Annotated in this window: 14 protein-coding genes; 7 read left to right on the plus strand and 7 right to left on the minus strand. The window is 67.2% G+C overall.

The features are described from left to right. Genes C8K14_RS20415 through C8K14_RS20440 form a run of 6 tightly spaced genes read right to left on the minus strand, consistent with a single transcriptional unit; the run spans window position 1 to window position 7,889 of the window. Complete coding sequence (locus tag C8K14_RS20415; protein ID WP_158272953.1) at window positions 1-2,082, minus strand: TonB-dependent receptor; 2,082 nt, start codon at window positions 2,080-2,082, stop codon at window positions 1-3. Between the two features lie 51 nt (window positions 2,083-2,133). Further along, window positions 2,134-3,960, minus strand: coding sequence for a polysaccharide biosynthesis/export family protein (locus tag C8K14_RS20420; RefSeq protein ID WP_199223788.1), 1,827 nt, complete (start codon window positions 3,958-3,960; stop codon window positions 2,134-2,136). A 41-nt stretch (window positions 3,961-4,001) separates the two neighbouring features. After that, the gene (locus tag C8K14_RS20425) at window positions 4,002-5,291 is read right to left on the minus strand and encodes a chain-length determining protein (RefSeq protein WP_107718791.1); all 1,290 of its coding nucleotides are present in this window, start codon (window positions 5,289-5,291) and stop codon (window positions 4,002-4,004) included. Further along, window positions 5,288-5,953, minus strand: coding sequence for an ABC transporter ATP-binding protein (locus C8K14_RS20430; RefSeq protein ID WP_107718793.1), 666 nt, complete (start codon window positions 5,951-5,953; stop codon window positions 5,288-5,290). Before C8K14_RS20430 ends, C8K14_RS20425 begins: the two co-directional genes overlap by 4 nt. Then, entirely contained in the window at window positions 5,950-6,780 is an 831-nt protein-coding gene (locus C8K14_RS20435; protein WP_051146424.1) for an ABC transporter permease, read from the minus strand. The genes C8K14_RS20430 and C8K14_RS20435 overlap by 4 nt, the downstream gene beginning before the upstream one ends. A gap of 5 nt (window positions 6,781-6,785) precedes the next feature. Further along, on the minus strand, window positions 6,786-7,889 hold the full coding sequence (locus tag C8K14_RS20440) for an SIS domain-containing protein (RefSeq protein WP_233251167.1): 1,104 nt from the start codon (window positions 7,887-7,889) through the stop codon (window positions 6,786-6,788). A 248-nt stretch (window positions 7,890-8,137) separates the two neighbouring features. Between C8K14_RS20440 and C8K14_RS20445 the strand changes: the two genes are divergently transcribed. The 7 genes from C8K14_RS20445 to fdhD all read left to right on the plus strand — a co-directional run bounded on the left by C8K14_RS20445 (window position 8,138) and on the right by fdhD (window position 15,630). Beyond that, window positions 8,138-9,022, plus strand: a complete 885-nt coding sequence (locus tag C8K14_RS20445) for a LysR family transcriptional regulator (RefSeq protein WP_107718795.1) — start codon at window positions 8,138-8,140, stop codon at window positions 9,020-9,022. 70 nt (window positions 9,023-9,092) lie between these two features. Beyond that, complete coding sequence (locus tag C8K14_RS20450) at window positions 9,093-9,515, plus strand: NAD(P)H-dependent oxidoreductase subunit E (protein ID WP_022677489.1); 423 nt, start codon at window positions 9,093-9,095, stop codon at window positions 9,513-9,515. Between the two features lie 11 nt (window positions 9,516-9,526). Continuing rightward, window positions 9,527-11,071 (plus strand): NADH-ubiquinone oxidoreductase-F iron-sulfur binding region domain-containing protein, encoded by a 1,545-nt coding sequence (locus C8K14_RS20455; RefSeq protein WP_107718823.1) that lies wholly within the window; start codon window positions 9,527-9,529, stop codon window positions 11,069-11,071. 124 nt (window positions 11,072-11,195) lie between these two features. After that, window positions 11,196-11,729 (plus strand): molybdenum cofactor guanylyltransferase, encoded by a 534-nt coding sequence (locus C8K14_RS20460; RefSeq protein WP_107718797.1) that lies wholly within the window; start codon window positions 11,196-11,198, stop codon window positions 11,727-11,729. Then, a complete protein-coding gene (gene fdhF, locus C8K14_RS20465; RefSeq protein ID WP_107718799.1) occupies window positions 11,719-14,571 on the plus strand; it encodes a formate dehydrogenase subunit alpha in 2,853 nt (950 codons plus the stop codon). Before C8K14_RS20460 ends, fdhF begins: the two co-directional genes overlap by 11 nt. Next, the gene (locus C8K14_RS20470; RefSeq protein ID WP_084391101.1) at window positions 14,568-14,846 is read left to right on the plus strand and encodes a formate dehydrogenase subunit delta; all 279 of its coding nucleotides are present in this window, start codon (window positions 14,568-14,570) and stop codon (window positions 14,844-14,846) included. Before fdhF ends, C8K14_RS20470 begins: the two co-directional genes overlap by 4 nt. After that, complete coding sequence (fdhD, locus tag C8K14_RS20475; RefSeq protein ID WP_233251168.1) at window positions 14,827-15,630, plus strand: formate dehydrogenase accessory sulfurtransferase FdhD; 804 nt, start codon at window positions 14,827-14,829, stop codon at window positions 15,628-15,630. Before C8K14_RS20470 ends, fdhD begins: the two co-directional genes overlap by 20 nt. Window positions 15,631-15,647: 17 nt before the next feature. Here fdhD and C8K14_RS20480 read toward each other — a convergent pair whose 3' ends face one another. Beyond that, complete coding sequence (locus C8K14_RS20480; protein ID WP_158271983.1) at window positions 15,648-15,998, minus strand: response regulator; 351 nt, start codon at window positions 15,996-15,998, stop codon at window positions 15,648-15,650. Window positions 15,999-16,070: the final 72 nt, after the last annotated feature.

Genomic DNA, 16,070 nt, shown 5'->3' on the forward strand with positions numbered 1-16,070 from the left:
TCAGCCCAATGTCTTGAGCAGCTTGAGCTGAAATTCCGTGGTGCGCTGGCGCCAGGATGATCCCTGCGTGAGCGGCGCGGAGAGTTCCTGGCGCGTGCGCCCCGGCACGCGCAGCGTGGCCGAAAGCGACAGCGTGCGATCAAAGCTGTGCGTCATGATCATGCTCGCTTCGCCCCAGGCGGCGCTGAGTACCTGCCAGGCGCGCGATGGGCTGTTGTAGGACCATTGCAGTTGCGCCACGTCAGCCGGCACGTCGCCCCGGGCGGTGCCGCTCCATTCCAGCGTGCCGTTGGTGCTGGCGCGCATGGTGTGCAGCAACTGCTGCCCGCCCGGCACATCGATCGGGTTGCGCTGGTCGAACAGGTTGGCGCTGGCGCTGAGCTTGACATGGCGCAGCAGCGGCGCGCTCAGATCGAACTGCGCGCCGGCGCTGCGGCTGCGGCCGGCATTGACATAGCCATAGATGCTCGCCCCTGCCGCAGTGGCGGCATAGGTCGTGCTCCACACGTTGCTGGTGGTGCGCCAATAGGCAGTGAGATTGGTTTCGATCGCACCGCGCCGGTATTGCAGGCTGCCTTCCCACGATGCGGTGGTCTGGTCCCGCAACGCAGGGCTGCCCTGGAACAGGGTGAGCGGGTCTTCGACCACGGTATAGGGGCGCAGATAGTCGAGCGGTGCCCGCTCGATCCGCTGGCTGTAGCTGGCCGCCAGGGTCAGCATCTTGCTGCTCGCGAACTGGATATGCAGGCTGGGAAAAACGGCGGTGCGGCCAAGCACCAGGCGGTCTTCACCCGGGCTGTCGATCTGGCGCACGTTGCGTTCGGCGCGCAGACCGGGGGCGATGGTCAGCTTGCCCAGCGTCTGCTGCAGCGTGGCATAGGCCGCCAGCGTGGTGCTGCGCCCGGCAAAGCGATCGTTGGCAAGGGTTGCCGGTGCGCCGTCGCTTGCCTCGCTGCTCAGGGAATAGGCCTGCGATGTGCTGTCGCGGTGCCAACTGGTGCCCAGCGAAAGCAACCGGTGCGCGGCGATCGGGTGCTTCCAGTCCACCTGCCCGTCGATCGTGGTGGTGGGAGTGCGCAAGACCGTGGCAAAGCCACCGCCGTTGCTGAACCGGGCCACGGTTTCATCCCGCACCACGGGGTTGGTATAGAGCTGCGCCGTGGCGGTGAGAGTCTCCCCCTCGCGCGTGCCGCGATGATCGACATCGAGTTCGCCGGTCAGGAAACTGGCCATGCTGCTCAACCGCCGGGTTTCGGCAAAGCTGCTGAAATCGGGGGTGAGGCCCTGATAGCTGGCGCGGGTGTGGGTGATATCGTGGCCGCCTCCACCGCCCAGGCCCAGCGACACGGTGGTCTTGGCGTCGATCTCATAGGTCGCCTTGCCGCTTAGCCGGCCGTCCGTGCCACCGCTATCGCTCTGTCCCGATCGCGTATAGGCCGTGGCCGCACCGCCACCATCGGACTCGACGTGGCGGCTGGCGGCATCGTGTGCGCGCACCATCGTGCCAATATTGCCGCCTGCTTTCAGTTCATAGCTCCACCGCCCGCGTCGGTAATGCAGCGTGGTATCGATCAGGCCATGGCCATAGCTGGAGGTTTCCACGCTGGCATTGCCCGACCAGCCCGCGTGCCGTGCCTGGCGCAGTACAAGATTGATCACGCCGCCCGTGCCTTCGGCGGAAAACTGCGCCGAAGGATTGGTGATCACTTCGATCCGCGCGATATCGCTGCCGTGCAGCGTGCGCAGATATTGCTGCGCATTGCCGGCGTAGGGATGCCCATCGACATAGATCCTGGCGTTCCCGGCGCCCAGCAACAGGATCTGGTCATCAGGGGTTACCGTCACGGCGGGCAGCCCGCGCAGCAGTTGCAGCGTATCCTTCTGCGCCGATTGCGGGGTTTGCTGCACCTGGTAGGTGCGCCGGTCGATATGCAGGGTGGCGGGCGTGCGCGCGGCGGTCACCTCGATCACGTCGGCCGCTGGCGGCACCGGCACTGGCGTCGTGGCCGATACTGCCGGAACGGCCGGTTCGATCGTCGGTGGCAATGCGGCGATCATGCGGTCTCCGGCGGGCTGAGGCACCCAGCATAGGGGCCGCGCGCCAGTCATGAACAGCAAAAAACACAGCGAGGATCAAAGCCCTAGCACCACTTTGGCGCTAACCGCGATCTGATAGAGGATCTGCGTCATGTCCTTGAGGATCTGGCGCGACTTGGTGTCGATGCGTGGCAGCACGAGCAGATCATCGCCGCTGCGCACCGCGCGGCTTTGCGCGGCCACTTCCTCGAAACTGCCATCGGCATGGGCCACCACGATCCGGCGGGCAGCGCTTTTCTGGGTAAAGCCGCCGGCCCGCTCGACGTAGCTGGTGGCGTCAAGCCCGGCCTGCCAGGCCACGGCATTGGGGAACAGCACTTCTCCGCTCACCAGCACCAGCCCATCGCGCGTCGGCACGCGCAGCAGATCGCCGTTTTCCAGCAGCAGGTCATCGCGCGCAGGGCCTTGCCCGATCACCACCTGGCCCAGCGGCTGCACTTTGCGCGCGCGGTCGATCCATTGCAGGATCAGGTCCGCTTCGTTGTGGCGTAGCTGGCTTTCGTCGTTGGTGCCCGATCGCGCGGTCAGCGCGGCCTGCTCCAGGCTGTGCAGGCTGGCGTCGAGCATGGTCTTCTGCCGGTCTCGCACGCTTTGGCGGAACAGCTGGATGCTGGTGGCATCCGATCGTTCGGAAAAGCGGATCTGGCGCAACAAGTCGCCCAGGTGCGCGCCATAGGGCAGCACATATTCCTGCCGGCTTTCATGCTCTCCCTCGATCCGCACGGTGATCGTGCCGTTTTTCTGGTCCGAGGTGAATTCGATGGTATCGCCATTGCCCACTGGCAAAGCGCCGGCCTCGCCCAGCGGGCGATAGTCGACATTGCGGATCGGCCCGGTGGCGCGGGTGATGCGCATGTGGGTGGCAACCGGCTGCGGCCCGGCGAGCAGGGCGACATCGGCCGTGGTGGGATGGGCATTGCGCGGAAATTCAAAGACATTGGCGTTGTTCGCCAGGCCCAGCACCGTCACCGTCTGTTGGCGCGGGCCGACAAAGATCACGTCGCCATCGGCCAGTGGCAAGGGCGGCATCACCCCGCGAAACAGGAACTGGTAGAGGTTCACGTGCGCGCGCACCTGCTCCCCGCGCTTGACCTCCACGTCGATGAACGTGCCGCGATCAGGATCGATGCCGCCGGCCGCATCGAGATAGTGCAGCAAACCGTCCATGCTGGTACCATCATAGAGACCGGGCCGGCGCACGAAGCCGCCGACGAACACCCGCACCGGCTGCGCCTCTGCCAGCGAGGCATAGACATAGACATTGCTGCGAAACGTGCCAGCCGCCGCCCCGGTGATCACGCGCTGGAGATCCTGGTTGCGCACCCCGGCCAGATGGATCGGGCCGATGTTGGGCAGGAACACGTTGCCTTGCGGGTCCACGGTCTGGACCTGGGCATATTGGAATGCGCCCCACAGCCGCAGCACGACCTGATCGCCCGGGGTGATCACGTAATCGGGGTTGAAATGCGCCGCGCCGGCGCGGGCAAACGCGCCGGTGAACAGCTGCGCACCGAACACCGGGCTGATCGCGTTGGCAACATACTGCCCGGAAGCGGCCGCATTGCCCGGCGCCACCGCCGGGGCCGCGCCATCCACCGGCACTGGCTGGGCGGGATTGGGGCTGGCGGTCGGCACGGCAAGCGGCATGGCGGGCAGGCTGGCGCCGCTGCCGCCGGTATTGCCCATGGCATTGGCGATGGCAGCCAGCGTGGCCGGATCGGCGCTTTGCAGCATCTGGCCCATCACGCCAGGCGGCAATCCCTGCGCCAGGGCTGGCAAAGGCGCGGCCAGGGCGGTGAAGGCGAGCGAAAGGCCCAGCGCCAGCCGACCAGGGCTGGGCATGGGGCGGCAGGTGCGGCGCATGGGTAGGCGCTCCTTTTTGGCAAACCGAAGGGTGGGAAAGATCAGTCGACGTGGTCGCGCACCACCGACACCAGCAGCAGTGCGATGGCCGCAGCAAGAAACGCGGCGAGCGTGAAGACCAGGGCGTTGTAGAGCCGGCGCGGGCGCGCGGGATATTCGGGCAGGGTTGGCGCCTGGACCACCGAGATTTGCTTCATCGCCTGCATCGCGGTGATCCGCCCCTTTTCCAGCGCGGCCAGCGTCGTCTGGTAGAGCGACTGGCTGAACTGCGCTTCCTGCTGCAATTGGCGGAACGCATCAGCCCGGCGGTTGAGCGCGCCCGGCTCGGGCGCGGCGGCGCGGGCGCGTTCGCGCGCCAGTTCGGCATCGATCGCACCGATCTGCTGGCGCACGGCCACCACGTCGGGATGGGCCGAAACCAGGTAGGCTTCCAACGTGCCCAATTGCGTCTGCAAGGCGCTTTTGCGCGCTTCAAGCTGGGCAATCGTGCCGGCCACGGCATCGAGCGTGCCATCGGGCGACACCATGCCTTCCTTGCTCTGAAAATCGAGCACGGCCTGGCGGGCCTGCTGGTTGCGCTTGCCCATCTGCGCTGCCTCGCTGGCCAGGAAATCCACCTGGGTCTGGGCCAGGCGGTGATCGTTGGCATTCATGAAAGCGGCGCCTTCGTGCAGCATGGCCGCCACGATTGCCTGCGCCGTGGCCGGGTCATAGGCGCTGGCCTCCACATGAAGCACGCCGGCATTGTCGTCATAATCGACGCGGACGCGCGCTTTCATGTAATCGCGAAAGCGCGCCATCGGCGCGTTGGCGGCGCTCAGGCGCGAAAGCCAGTCGTGGCGATGATCGGCATAGTGCGCGCGCAAGTGCAGCCGCGCGTCGAGCCGGGCGAGCATGTCTTGCGAAAGCAGGTGGTTGCGCAGCAGCATCTGGTCATTGCGATTGCCGCCGCCCGCGCCAGCCAGGCCCGACAGCAGGCCACCCAGCCCGCCCGGATCGATCGCGCCCATGCCGGCCCGCTGCACGACCACGTCGGTTTCGGAAACATAGAGGTCAGAGGCGATCAGGCACCAATAGGCGCTGGCGACAAGGCTGGCAGCGCCGGCCAGGCCCAGCACCAGATGGCGAATCCGCGCCGCGCGCCAGCGTGGGCGCCGGGCGGGCGGCAGCGTGGTGGCGCCAGGGGCTTCGCGCGGGCCCGACAGCGGCAGGGCTGGCGCTTCTCCCGGCCCGGCGTCCTGCTCGGGCAGATCGGCCGGGGGGCGCCGCCGGCGCGCGATCGGCGCGGCAGGGGCCGGGGGGGCAGGCGGATAGGCAAGGTCGGTGCTCATGCGGGCAGGGTGTCCTTGTAGGCCGCGATGGCGTCTCCCAGCCGGTCGAACCAGGTCAGCCTGCCCTGGTGGAGCAGCATGCCGGCAGTACAGAACCGCTTGAGCGTGCCGGGATCGTGGCTGACCATGATCACGCTGGCCTGGTTGGCGCGGCGGCGGAACTCCTCGGCCGCGCGGGCGCGAAAGCTGGCATCGCCGGCAGAGGTCGCCTCATCGGAAATGTAGACGTCGAAATCGAACGCGAGCGAAATGGCAAAGCGCAGGCGCGCCGCCATGCCGGTGGAATAAGTGCGGATCGGCTGGTCGAAGCGGTCGCCCAGTGCGGCAAATTCGGCAATGCGCGCCAGGCGTTCGGGAATGTCATCCTCGTGCCCGTGGATGCGGCAGACAAAGCGCGCGTTCTGGCGCCCGGTCAGCGTGCCTTGCAACCCGCCGCCAAAGCCGAGCGGCCACGATACGCGGCAATGCCGCTCCACCGCGCCGCGCGTCGGCTTGTCCACCCCCGCCAGAATGCGCAGCAGGGTGGACTTACCCGCGCCATTGGCCCCCAGAATCCCCACACTGACCCGTGGCGGGATCACGAAATTGGCGTTGTCGAGCACCCAGGGCCCCGCGCCATGCGCGGTCATGTAACGCTTGGACAGGCCGCGCCCGACGATCATCGCGCACCCACCTTGTGCGCCAGGCGCAGTTGCAGCGCGAGGCCGAGCAGCAGCAGCCCGAGAACCCAGGCAAAGAGATAGCCGGCATCGGTTTCGGGCACGGCCTGATAGCTGTCTGACAAGGCCATGCGCACCAGCTCCACGCCATGGGCCAGGGGATTGAGCATCAGCAGGGCGCGCCAATCAGCCGGTAGCGAGCCGAGCGGAAACATCACGCCCGAAATCATGTAGAGCGGCCGCAGCACGATGTGCAGCACCTGGCGCGTTTCGCGCATCAAGGTGGTGCAGGCCGAAACCACCATGCCGAACGCCACGCCCAGCAGCCACATCGCTGCGCAGGCCCCCATCATCGCCAATGGGAACTGCGGGGCAAAAGGGTGGCCCCATAGCGCCAGGAGCGCGATCAGCAGCAGGGTGATCACCAGCCAGCTCGCTCCTTCCAGAAGGCCGCGCGCCACCAGCGTGTCCACCGGCTTGACCTGGCGATAGGCAAACAGGGCGGAATTGTCGGCCGGGGCGCCGGCCACGTGATCGGCGGTCTTGCGGAACAGGAAGAAGGTCTGGATACCGACCATGATCCACACCGGCGTGTCGAGGTTGCCCACGCTGTGCACCCGCACGGCGGAATAGAGCACGAGCAGGTAGGCGACGTGGAATACCGGCTCGAACAAGACCCAAGCCCAGGAAATACGCGTGGCGAACAGCCGGGTCAGCGCCTCGCGCAGCATCAGCGCGCGCCAGACCGACCAGGTGACGGCCAGTGATGAACGCGCCGGGGCGGCCGGGCCGGCAAGATCAGGAGAAGGCGGCAAGACGGGGAAGGGCATCGCCTCTACGCCGATGCCGCCTGGGCCGGACTATCCCAGGCAAACAGCGCCTGAGGGTTCCGAGGGGGCGGAGGCACCGCTGCCGCGCAGTCGGGCGTGGGGCCAGTGGCGAGCGTGGCGCAGTCTGCCATGCGCACCACGCCGACGGGCAGCAGAGCGCCTGCGCCTTCCACCACGAACAGCGCGGTGACGTTGGCCTGCCTCATCACGGCCAGCGCGTCTGCGGCGCGGGCATCGGCGCGCACCGTGCGCGGGGCGTGGGTCATCACGTCTTCGGCGCAGGAAGTCAGCAGGCCATGGACATGGCGGCGCAGATCGCCATCGCTGATCGCCCCCACCAGGCAGCCGGCGCGATCGACCACACCGGCGATGCCCAGGCTCTTTTCGGTCATTTCCAGCAGCACGTCGCGCATCGGCATGGCCATGGGCACCAGGGGCACGGCATCGCCGCGATGCATGATGTCGGCCACGGTGGCCAGGCTGGTGCCGATGGCGCCGCCTGGATGAAGCTGGCGCAGCTGTGCATGCGTCGTGCCCCGCGCCGCCATGGTGGCAATCGCCAGCGCATCGCCCAGCGCCAGCATCAGCGTGGACGAGGTAGTGGGTGCGACATGGGCCGGGCACGCCTCGCGCGCGGGGGGCAGGACCAGGCCAATATCCGCGCTGCGCAGCAGGATCGAATCCGGCTGCGCGCTGATGCCGATCAGCGGGCAACCCAGCCGCGCGGCATGGGCCAGGATCGGGCGGAGTTCGGGGGTATTGCCCGAATTGGACAGCACCAACAGCAGATCGTCAGGCGTGAGCATGCCCAGGTCGCCATGCGCCGCCTCTGCCGGGTGTACGAAGAAGGCCGGCGTGCCGGTGGCGGCCAGGGTCGCGGCCAGCTTGCGCCCGACATGCCCCGATTTGCCCATGCCGCTCACCACCACGCGTGACTTGGTGGCCAGGAGCAGGTTCACCGCATCGGCAAATCGGGCATCGAGCGTGCGCGCCAGGCGATCGAGCGCGTCGGCTTCCGTCTGGATCACCCGGCGCCCGCGCGCCAGCAGGTCTACCGCCGGCATCGCGCCCGGTGCGGGTTGTGCAACGATCTGGCCCTCTGGCTTCATGAAATCACCGTCCCCCTTGCGCCGGTCCCGAATGCCTGCCCCATGTGCGGGCGTCAGCGCGATCCGTGCCGCCGCCCATCGGGATGGCCCTTAGTAATCCCTACTGGATCGCCATGCGGCGCCTGTTCCCACGGAAATGAAGCGATAACCGCGTCGCCGCTGGCCCTGGCGGCGGCTTTGGGCCATGCCTGCCCGTGCGTTTCGTGATAGAAACAGCCTCTCAATTTTCGAGGGAGTTTGCCCCACTCATGCAACTGCGCCACTTGCGCTATTTCGTGGCCCTGGCGCGTCTGCGCCACTTCGCACGCGCTGCGGCGGAATGCGGCGTGTCGCAGCCCACGCTGTCGGCCGGGCTGGTGGCGTTGGAGCAGGATCTGGGCAAGCGCCTGGTAGAGCGCGACCGGCGTTTCATCGACCTGACGGCGCAGGGCCAGGCCATGCTGCCGTGGGCCGAACAGATTCTGGGCGCGATGGGCAGCATGGCCCAGGCCGTGGCTGCCACCGCTGCACCATTGGCGGGGCGGTTCCGCCTTGCCGCCATTCCCGCCGCGCTGCCGCTCGTCGGCCGCTTTGGCGATGCGCTGCTGGGCCGCTATCCCGGACTGCACCTCGCCGTCCACCAGGCCACCAGCCGGGTGATCGAACAGGATCTCCAGGCGTTGTCGTGCGATGCCGGCTTGACCTATCTCGATCACGAGCCACCCGCCAACGTCATCGCCGTGCCGTTGGCGCAGGAACGCTATCTCTTTGTAACCCATGGCGATGCCGCGCGCGAAAGCGGCGCGGCGATGGATTGGGCAGAGGCGGCTGCCATGCCGCTGTGCCTGCTGCACCAGGGCATGCAGTATCGCCGCATTCTCGACGCGCAGTTCGCCGCCCGTGGCCTGGCCCTGGCGCCGCGTGCCGTGGCAGACAGCTATGTCGCGCTGCTGTCGCTGGTGCAGTCGGGCCGCTTTGCCACGATCATCCCCGATAGCTATGCCGCGCTGTTGACCGGGCTGGACTGGGCGGCGATCCAGCCGATGGAGGGCGTCGAAACCGCGCGACGGCTGGGGCTGGTCGTGCTCGATCGCCAGCCGATGGGGCCATTGGCGCTGGCTGCGCTCGACGTGGCGCGCGCTCTGGCGGCGTGATAGAGAAATTCTATCAAACTTTGCGCAATTCGATTTGACCGCGCGCGTCGACGGGGCGACATTTCGCGCCATGACCGAACCTGCCGAACTGGACCGGATCCTTGCCGCGCACGCCGGGCGCGAGGGATCCCTGCTGCCGATCCTGCATGATGTGCAGGCCGTCTTTGGCCATGTGAGCGAGGCGGCCGAACGAGCGATCGCCCACGCGCTCAATCTCAGCCGCGCCGAAGTGCATGGTGTGGTCAGTTTCTATCACGATTTCCGCACCGCGCCCGAATCGCGCCCGGTGGTCAAGCTGTGCCGCGCGGAAAGCTGCCAGGCACGCGGCGTGGAGGCACTGGCCGCGCGCCTTCGCGCCGATGGGCCGGTGAAGGTGGAAACGGTCTATTGCCTGGGGCTGTGCAGCGTGGGGCCGAACGCGATGGTGGGCGACACGCTCCACGCCCGGCTTACGCCTGAAAAGCTCGATGTTCTGGTGGGAGGCCTGGCATGAAGGACGTGGGCATGAGCACGACCGTGCGCATTTCCGACGACGCACTGGCCCTCGCCTGTGGCGCCGATGCCGTGGCTGCCGCCTTCGCAGCGGCGGGCTGCACGGTGGAGCGGGTATCGAGCTGGGGCATGCACTGGCTTGAACCCCTGGCCGAGATCGACGGCGCCGGGTTCGGACCGCTTGATGTGTCCGACGTGCCTGCCGTGCTGGCCGGCACCAGCGACAAGGGCATCGGCCCGATTGCCGATCACCCGTTCATCGCCGGCCAGCAGCGCTTTACCTTCGCGCGCGCCGGCAAGACCCGGCCGTTGAGCCTGGAGGATTACGCGGCGCATGGCGGCTGGGCGGGCCTTGCCCGTTCGCGCGAAATGGGGCCGGAAGCGACGATTGCGGAAGTCATGGCCTCGGGCCTGCGCGGCCGGGGCGGGGCAGGCTTTCCCGCCGCGATCAAGTGGACCACCGTGGCCAAGGCGCCGGCCACGCCCAAATACATCGTCTGCAATGCCGACGAGGGCGACAGCGGCACCTTTGCCGATCGCATGGTGATGGAAGGCGATCCCTTCATGCTGATCGAAGGCATGGCGATTGCCGCCCATGCCGTCGGCGCGGCGAAGGGCTATGTCTATATCCGCAGCGAATATCCCCATGCCATCGCCAAGATGCAGGCTGCGGCCCAGGCGGCACGTCCGCACATCGCCCCGTTCGAGGTGGAAGTGCGCGTGGGCGCGGGCGCCTATATCTGTGGCGAGGAAACCTCGCTGCTCAACAGTCTGGAGGGCAAGCGCGGCGAAGTGCGGGCCAAGCCGCCACTACCCGCATTGGAAGGGCTGTTTGGCCAGCCCACCGTGGTCAACAATGTGCTGACGCTGGCGGCGGTGCCGTGGATTCTGGCGAACGGCGGTGCGGCTTATGCCGATGTCGGTTTTGGCCGGTCCAAGGGCACGATGCCGATCCAGATCGCCGGCAACGTGAAGTATGGCGGGCTGTACGAGGTCGGTTTTGGCATCACGCTGGGCGAACTGGTCGAGGTGGTCTGTGGCGGCACGGCCTCGGGCCGGCCAGTGCGCGCGGTGCAGGTGGGCGGGCCATTGGGCGCCTATCATCCGCCGGCCGATTTCCACTTGCCGTTCGATTATGAAAGCTTTGCTGCCGCCGATGGCCTGATCGGCCACGCCGGCCTGACCGTGTTTGACGATAGCGTGGATATGAGCGCGCAGGCGCGCTTTGCCATGCAGTTCTGCGCCGCTGAATCCTGCGGCAAATGCACGCCCTGCCGCCTGGGTTCCACGCGCGGCGTCGAAGTGATCGACCGCATCCGCGCCCGCCAGGGCCGCAGCGCCGATGCGGTGGAAAGCCTGCCGCAGATCCATAACGCGAAAAAGCGCGCGCGGGGCCTGGCCGACGAGATCGCCCTGCTCGAAGACCTGTGCGAGACGATGAAGTTCGGCTCGCTCTGTGCGCTCGGCGGGTTTACGCCCTATCCCGTGCTTTCGGCCTTGCGCCGATTTCCCGAGGATTTCGGTGCGGTGTCTGCTGACGCTGAGGCAGCCGAGTGATGGCGCCTTGCCGCCAGGGGGCTTCGACAAGCTCGGCCCGAACGGGTTTCAAGGGCGTGAAAACCCAAATCCGGTTCGCCCTGAGCCTGTCGAAGGGCGCTGACGACAGCGCAATGGTGCGCCCATGATCCTGGGCGCCGTCCTTGCCGGGGGCCAATCCACCCGCTTTGGCAGTGACAAGGCTGTGGCCGAACTGGCAGGGCAAAGCCTCCTCGCTCATGCCGTGAATACCCTGCAGCAGCAGTGCGACACGGTCGTGGTTGTGGGGCGGGACGATGCACCGGCGCCCTGTCTGCCCGATCGCCCGCGTGCCGGCATGGGGCCGCTGGGTGGCATCGCCGCCGCGCTCCACCATGCCGCTGGCCACGGGTTTGATACGGTGCTCACGGTCCCGGTCGACAGTTTTGGCTTTGCCGCCGATACGGCTGCCCAGCTCTCCCCCGCGCCGGCTTATTGCGAAAGCCAGCCGGTGATCGGGCTGTGGCCAACCAGCGCCGCGCCTGCGCTCGATGCCTTGCTGGCCAGCCCGGCCAAGCACAGCTTGCGCGCCTTTGCCCAGGCGCTAGGCGCGCGCCCAGTTGCGCTGACGAATATTCCTCACAATATCAACACCCCGGCGGATCTTGCCGCCGTGCAGGAGCATGCCCATGGGCTATGAACGCCAGGCCGATTTCGGCACCCCCGAGGTTCGTTCCGACAGCCAGGTGACGCTGGAAATCGATGGCCGCGCCGTAACCGTGCCGGCCGGCACCACCGTCATGCGCGCGGCGGCGGTTTCGGGCGGGTCGATCCCCAAGCTGTGCGCCACCGACAACCTCAAGCAGTTCGGCTCGTGCCGCCTGTGCCTGGTTGAAATCGACGGCATGCGCGGCACGCCGGCGTCGTGCACCACGCCGGTGGCCGATGGCATGAAGGTCCACACCCAAAGCGAAAAGCTGGCCAGGCTGCGGCGCGGGGTGATGGAGCTTTATATCTCCGACCACCCGCTCGACTGCCTTACCTGCAGCGCCAACAACGATTGCGAGTTGCAGGACCAGGCCGCTGCCGTGGGCCTGCGCGATGTGCGCTATGGCTATGAGGGGGCCAATCACCTGGAGGCGCAGACCGACGCCAGCAATCCCTATTTCGATTTTGACGCGACCAAGTGCATCGTCTGCTCGCGCTGCGTGCGCGCCTGCGATGAAGTGCAGGGCACCCTGGCGCTGACGGTGGAAAGCCGCGGCTTCGGCTCGCAGATTTCGGCGGGCGTGAAGTCTGACGATTTCCTCTCGTCGGAATGCGTATCGTGCGGCGCCTGCGTGCAGGCCTGCCCGACGTCGGCGCTGATGGAAAAGGCCGTGACCGAAATCGGCAAGCCCGAGCGGGCCGTCGTCACCACCTGCGCCTATTGCGGCGTGGGCTGCACGTTCCGCGCCGAAATGCGCGGCGAACAGCTGGTGCGCATGGTGCCGTGGAAAGACGGCAAGGCCAACCGTGGCCATTCCTGCGTCAAGGGCCGCTTTGCCTGGGGCTATGCCCAGCATCAGGACCGCATCCTCAAGCCGATGGTGCGTGACAGCATCGACCAGCCCTGGCGCGAGGTCAGCTGGGAAGAGGCGCTGGGCTTTGCCGCCAGCCGCTTCAAGGCGATCGCCGCCAGCCATGGCAACAATGCCCTGGGCGGCATCGTATCGAGCCGCTGCACCAACGAGGAAGGCTTCCTCGTGCAGAAGCTGGTGCGCGCCGGCTTTGGCACCAACAACGTCGATACCTGCGCCCGCGTCTGCCATTCGCCCACCGGCTATGGCCTCAAGACCACGTTCGGCACGTCTGCCGGCACGCAGGATTTCGATTCGGTCGAAGACAGCGACGTGATCCTGGTGATCGGCGCCAATCCCACCGATGGCCATCCGGTGTTTGGCAGCCGGATAAAGCGCCGCCTGCGCCAGGGCGCCAGGCTGATCGTGATCGATCCGCGCCGCACCGATCTGGTGCGCAGCCCGCATGTGGAGGCAGACTATCACCTGCCGCTGCGCCCCGGCACCAATGTCGCGGTGCTGTCCGCGCTGGCGCACGTGATCGTGACCGAGGGCCTGGTCAACGAGGCGTTCGTGCGCGAACGCTGCGATTGGGACGAGTTCCAGCACTGGGCCGAATTCGTGGCGCAAGAGCGCAACAGCCCCGAATTCCTCGAACCCGTCACCGGGGTTCCCGCCGATCTCGTGCGCGGGGCGGCGCGGCTCTATGCCACGGGCGGCAATGGCGCGATCTATTACGGGCTGGGCGTGACCGAACACAGCCAGGGCTCCTCCACCGTGATGGCGATTGCCAACCTCGCCATGGCGACCGGCAATATCGGTCGGCGCGGCGTGGGGGTTAACCCCTTGCGCGGGCAGAACAACGTGCAGGGCGCCTGCGACATGGGCAGCTTCCCGCACGAGCTTTCGGGCTATCGCCATGTGTCTGATGCCGCCACGCGCGCGCTGTTCGAGGCGGAATGGGGTGTCAGGATCGATCCTGAACCGGGCCTGCGCATTCCCAACATGCTCGATGCCGCCACTGACGGCCTGTTCAAGGGGCTCTATATCCAGGGCGAAGACATTCTTCAGTCAGACCCGGATACCAAGCACGTTGCGGCGGGCCTGGCGGCGATGGACTGCGTCATCGTGCATGACCTGTTCCTCAACGAAACCGCCAACTATGCCCACGTCTTCCTGCCGGGCTCCTCGTTTCTGGAAAAGGATGGCACGTTCACCAATGCCGAACGCCGCATCCAGCCGGTGCGCAAGGTGATGGAGCCGCTCAACGGTTATCAGGACTGGGAAGTGACGCAGGAACTGGCGCGCGCCATGGGCCTCGATTGGAACTACACCCATCCCAGCGAGATCATGGACGAGATCGCGCGGCTCACCCCCAGCTTTGCCGGGGTAAACTATGCCCGCCTCGATGCCGAAGGCTCGTTGCAGTGGCCGGTCAACGATACCGCGCCCGATGGTTCGCCGATCATGCACGTCGATGGCTTCGTGCGCGGCAAGGGCAAGTTCGTGGTGACCGACTATGTGCCCACTGACGAGCGCACCGGGCCGCGTTTCCCGCTGCTGCTGACGACGGGGCGCATCCTCTCGCAATACAATGTCGGCGCGCAGACCCGGCGCACCGAAAACAGCGTGTGGCACGCCGAAGACGTGCTGGAAATTCACCCGACCGACGCGGAAAACCGCGGCATCAACAGCGGCGACTGGGTGCGCCTGGCCAGCCGGTCGGGCGAAACCACGCTGCGCGCCACGGTGACCGATCGGGTGGCGCCCGGCGTGGTCTATACCACGTTCCACCATCCCGCCACGCAGGCCAACGTGGTGACCACCGACTATTCCGACTGGGCCACCAATTGCCCGGAATACAAGGTGACGGCGGTGCAGATCACCCCGTCCAACGGGCCGAGCGAATGGCAGGAAGACTATGCCGCGCAAAGCCGCCAGGCGCGGCGCATCGCCGGCAGCGCGATGGAGCCAGCCGAATGAGCGGGCAAACCGAAGCCAAGCTGGTCTACATGGCCAACCAGATCGCCCGCAACCTGGTGCACGAGCCGCACCCGGCGGCGGCTCTGGCCGATCACTTGCACGCGTTCTGGACGCCGGCGATGCTGCGCCAGATCTTTGCCCACCTTGCCGCCCATGGCGAGGATGGGCTCGATCCTATCGCGCGCACGGCCTTGGCCGAACTGGCCGCCGGCCACGCCCCGCCACCGCAAACCAAGGCGACCGATCCCGCGCACCATGGCGCCGATGCCGGCTGACCTGCCGCCCGGCGCGGTCGACCACGCCTTTGTCGAACATTTCGCCGATGGCCGCCCGCCCGTGCCGCGCGCTCGTGCGCTGGCGCAGGAAGCGCCCGTGGCGATCGAGATCAATGGCCTGGGCTATGCCGTGATGATGGCCACGCCCACCGATCTTGAAGACTATGCGCTGGGCTTTTGCCTGTCGGAACAGTTGATCGCCGATCCTTCCGGGTTCGTGGCAGCGCAGGCTGCCGAGATCGAGGGGCGCGGCTGGATTCTGCGCATCACGCTGGCCATGGCCGATGCTGCCCCGCTGATGGAGCGCGCGCGGCTGCGCCTGTCCGAAGGATCGTGCGGCCTGTGCGGGATCGAAAGCCTTGAGCAGGTCTTGCGCCCCTTGCCGCAGGTAGGCGCGGCACTGGCCGTGAGTGATGCGGCACTCTTTCGCGCCACCGCAGCCATGGGCGATCACCAGGCGCTAGGCCGTGCCACCCGCGCCGCCCATGCCGCCGCATTCTGCACGGGCGATGGCACGATCCAGGCGCTGCGCGAAGACGTTGGTCGCCACAACGCCTTCGACAAGCTGGTCGGCGCTATGGCGCGTGCCGGGATCGATCCGGCCAGCGGCTTTGTCGTGCTGACGGCGCGGTGCAGCTATGAACTGGTGCAGAAGGCGGTGATCGCCGGGGTGCCGCTGCTCGTCACCGTATCGGCGGCCTCGACCCTCGCGGCAGAGCGCGCGCAGGCGCACGGGCTGCGGCTGGTCAGCCTGGCGCGGGACGACAGTTTCCTGGAAAGTTGAGCGGCTGGCGCTTGCGCTCAGCGCGCGTCAGCCAGCGTGGACAGCGCCTCGCGCAGGGCTTCAAGGCTGACCGGCTTGGGCAGCATCGGCGCTTCGGGGGCGCCGGCATCGGGATCGAACGAGGCATGCCCCGACAGATAAAAGAACGGCGTGCCTTCCTCGCGCAGGCGCAGCGCTACTGGCACCGAGGTGGTGTCGCTGCCCAGTGAAAAATCGAGCAGGGCGGCATCGACCGGGCCTTCGTCCAGCGCCGATAGCGCCTGGTCCACCGTGGCCACTGCCGTTACCTTGTCATGGCCGAGGTCTGCCAGGTTTTCCTCCAGCAGCATTGCGAGCAGGGGCTCGTCCTCGACAACCAGAATTCTCATCATTGCAATCCTTGGTGGCGTTTGTTGGTGCCGGGCGCGAAGGCGCGGCACAACGCCAATTCCACAAAACCC

This window comes from Novosphingobium sp. GV079, assembly GCF_003058045.1.
Lineage (GTDB): Bacteria > Pseudomonadota > Alphaproteobacteria > Sphingomonadales > Sphingomonadaceae > Novosphingobium > Novosphingobium capsulatum.

What these genes read in the sequence shown, in the direction of transcription:
- C8K14_RS20420 (WP_199223788.1), bottom strand. Translation starts at nt 3,960, where the DNA reads ATGCGCCGCACCTGCCGCCCCATGCCCAGCCCTGGTCGGCTGGCGCTG.
- C8K14_RS20425 (WP_107718791.1), bottom strand. Translation starts at nt 5,291, where the DNA reads ATGAGCACCGACCTTGCCTATCCGCCTGCCCCCCCGGCCCCTGCCGCG.
- C8K14_RS20430 (WP_107718793.1), bottom strand. Translation starts at nt 5,953, where the DNA reads ATGATCGTCGGGCGCGGCCTGTCCAAGCGTTACATGACCGCGCATGGC.
- C8K14_RS20435 (WP_051146424.1), bottom strand. Translation starts at nt 6,780, where the DNA reads ATGCCCTTCCCCGTCTTGCCGCCTTCTCCTGATCTTGCCGGCCCGGCC.
- C8K14_RS20440 (WP_233251167.1), bottom strand. Translation starts at nt 7,889, where the DNA reads ATGAAGCCAGAGGGCCAGATCGTTGCACAACCCGCACCGGGCGCGATG.
- C8K14_RS20445 (WP_107718795.1), top strand. Translation starts at nt 8,138, where the DNA reads ATGCAACTGCGCCACTTGCGCTATTTCGTGGCCCTGGCGCGTCTGCGC.
- C8K14_RS20450 (WP_022677489.1), top strand. Translation starts at nt 9,093, where the DNA reads ATGACCGAACCTGCCGAACTGGACCGGATCCTTGCCGCGCACGCCGGG.
- C8K14_RS20455 (WP_107718823.1), top strand. Translation starts at nt 9,527, where the DNA reads ATGAGCACGACCGTGCGCATTTCCGACGACGCACTGGCCCTCGCCTGT.
- C8K14_RS20460 (WP_107718797.1), top strand. Translation starts at nt 11,196, where the DNA reads ATGATCCTGGGCGCCGTCCTTGCCGGGGGCCAATCCACCCGCTTTGGC.
- fdhF (WP_107718799.1), top strand. Translation starts at nt 11,719, where the DNA reads ATGGGCTATGAACGCCAGGCCGATTTCGGCACCCCCGAGGTTCGTTCC.
- C8K14_RS20470 (WP_084391101.1), top strand. Translation starts at nt 14,568, where the DNA reads ATGAGCGGGCAAACCGAAGCCAAGCTGGTCTACATGGCCAACCAGATC.
- fdhD (WP_233251168.1), top strand. Translation starts at nt 14,827, where the DNA reads ATGGCGCCGATGCCGGCTGACCTGCCGCCCGGCGCGGTCGACCACGCC.
- C8K14_RS20480 (WP_158271983.1), bottom strand. Translation starts at nt 15,998, where the DNA reads ATGAGAATTCTGGTTGTCGAGGACGAGCCCCTGCTCGCAATGCTGCTG.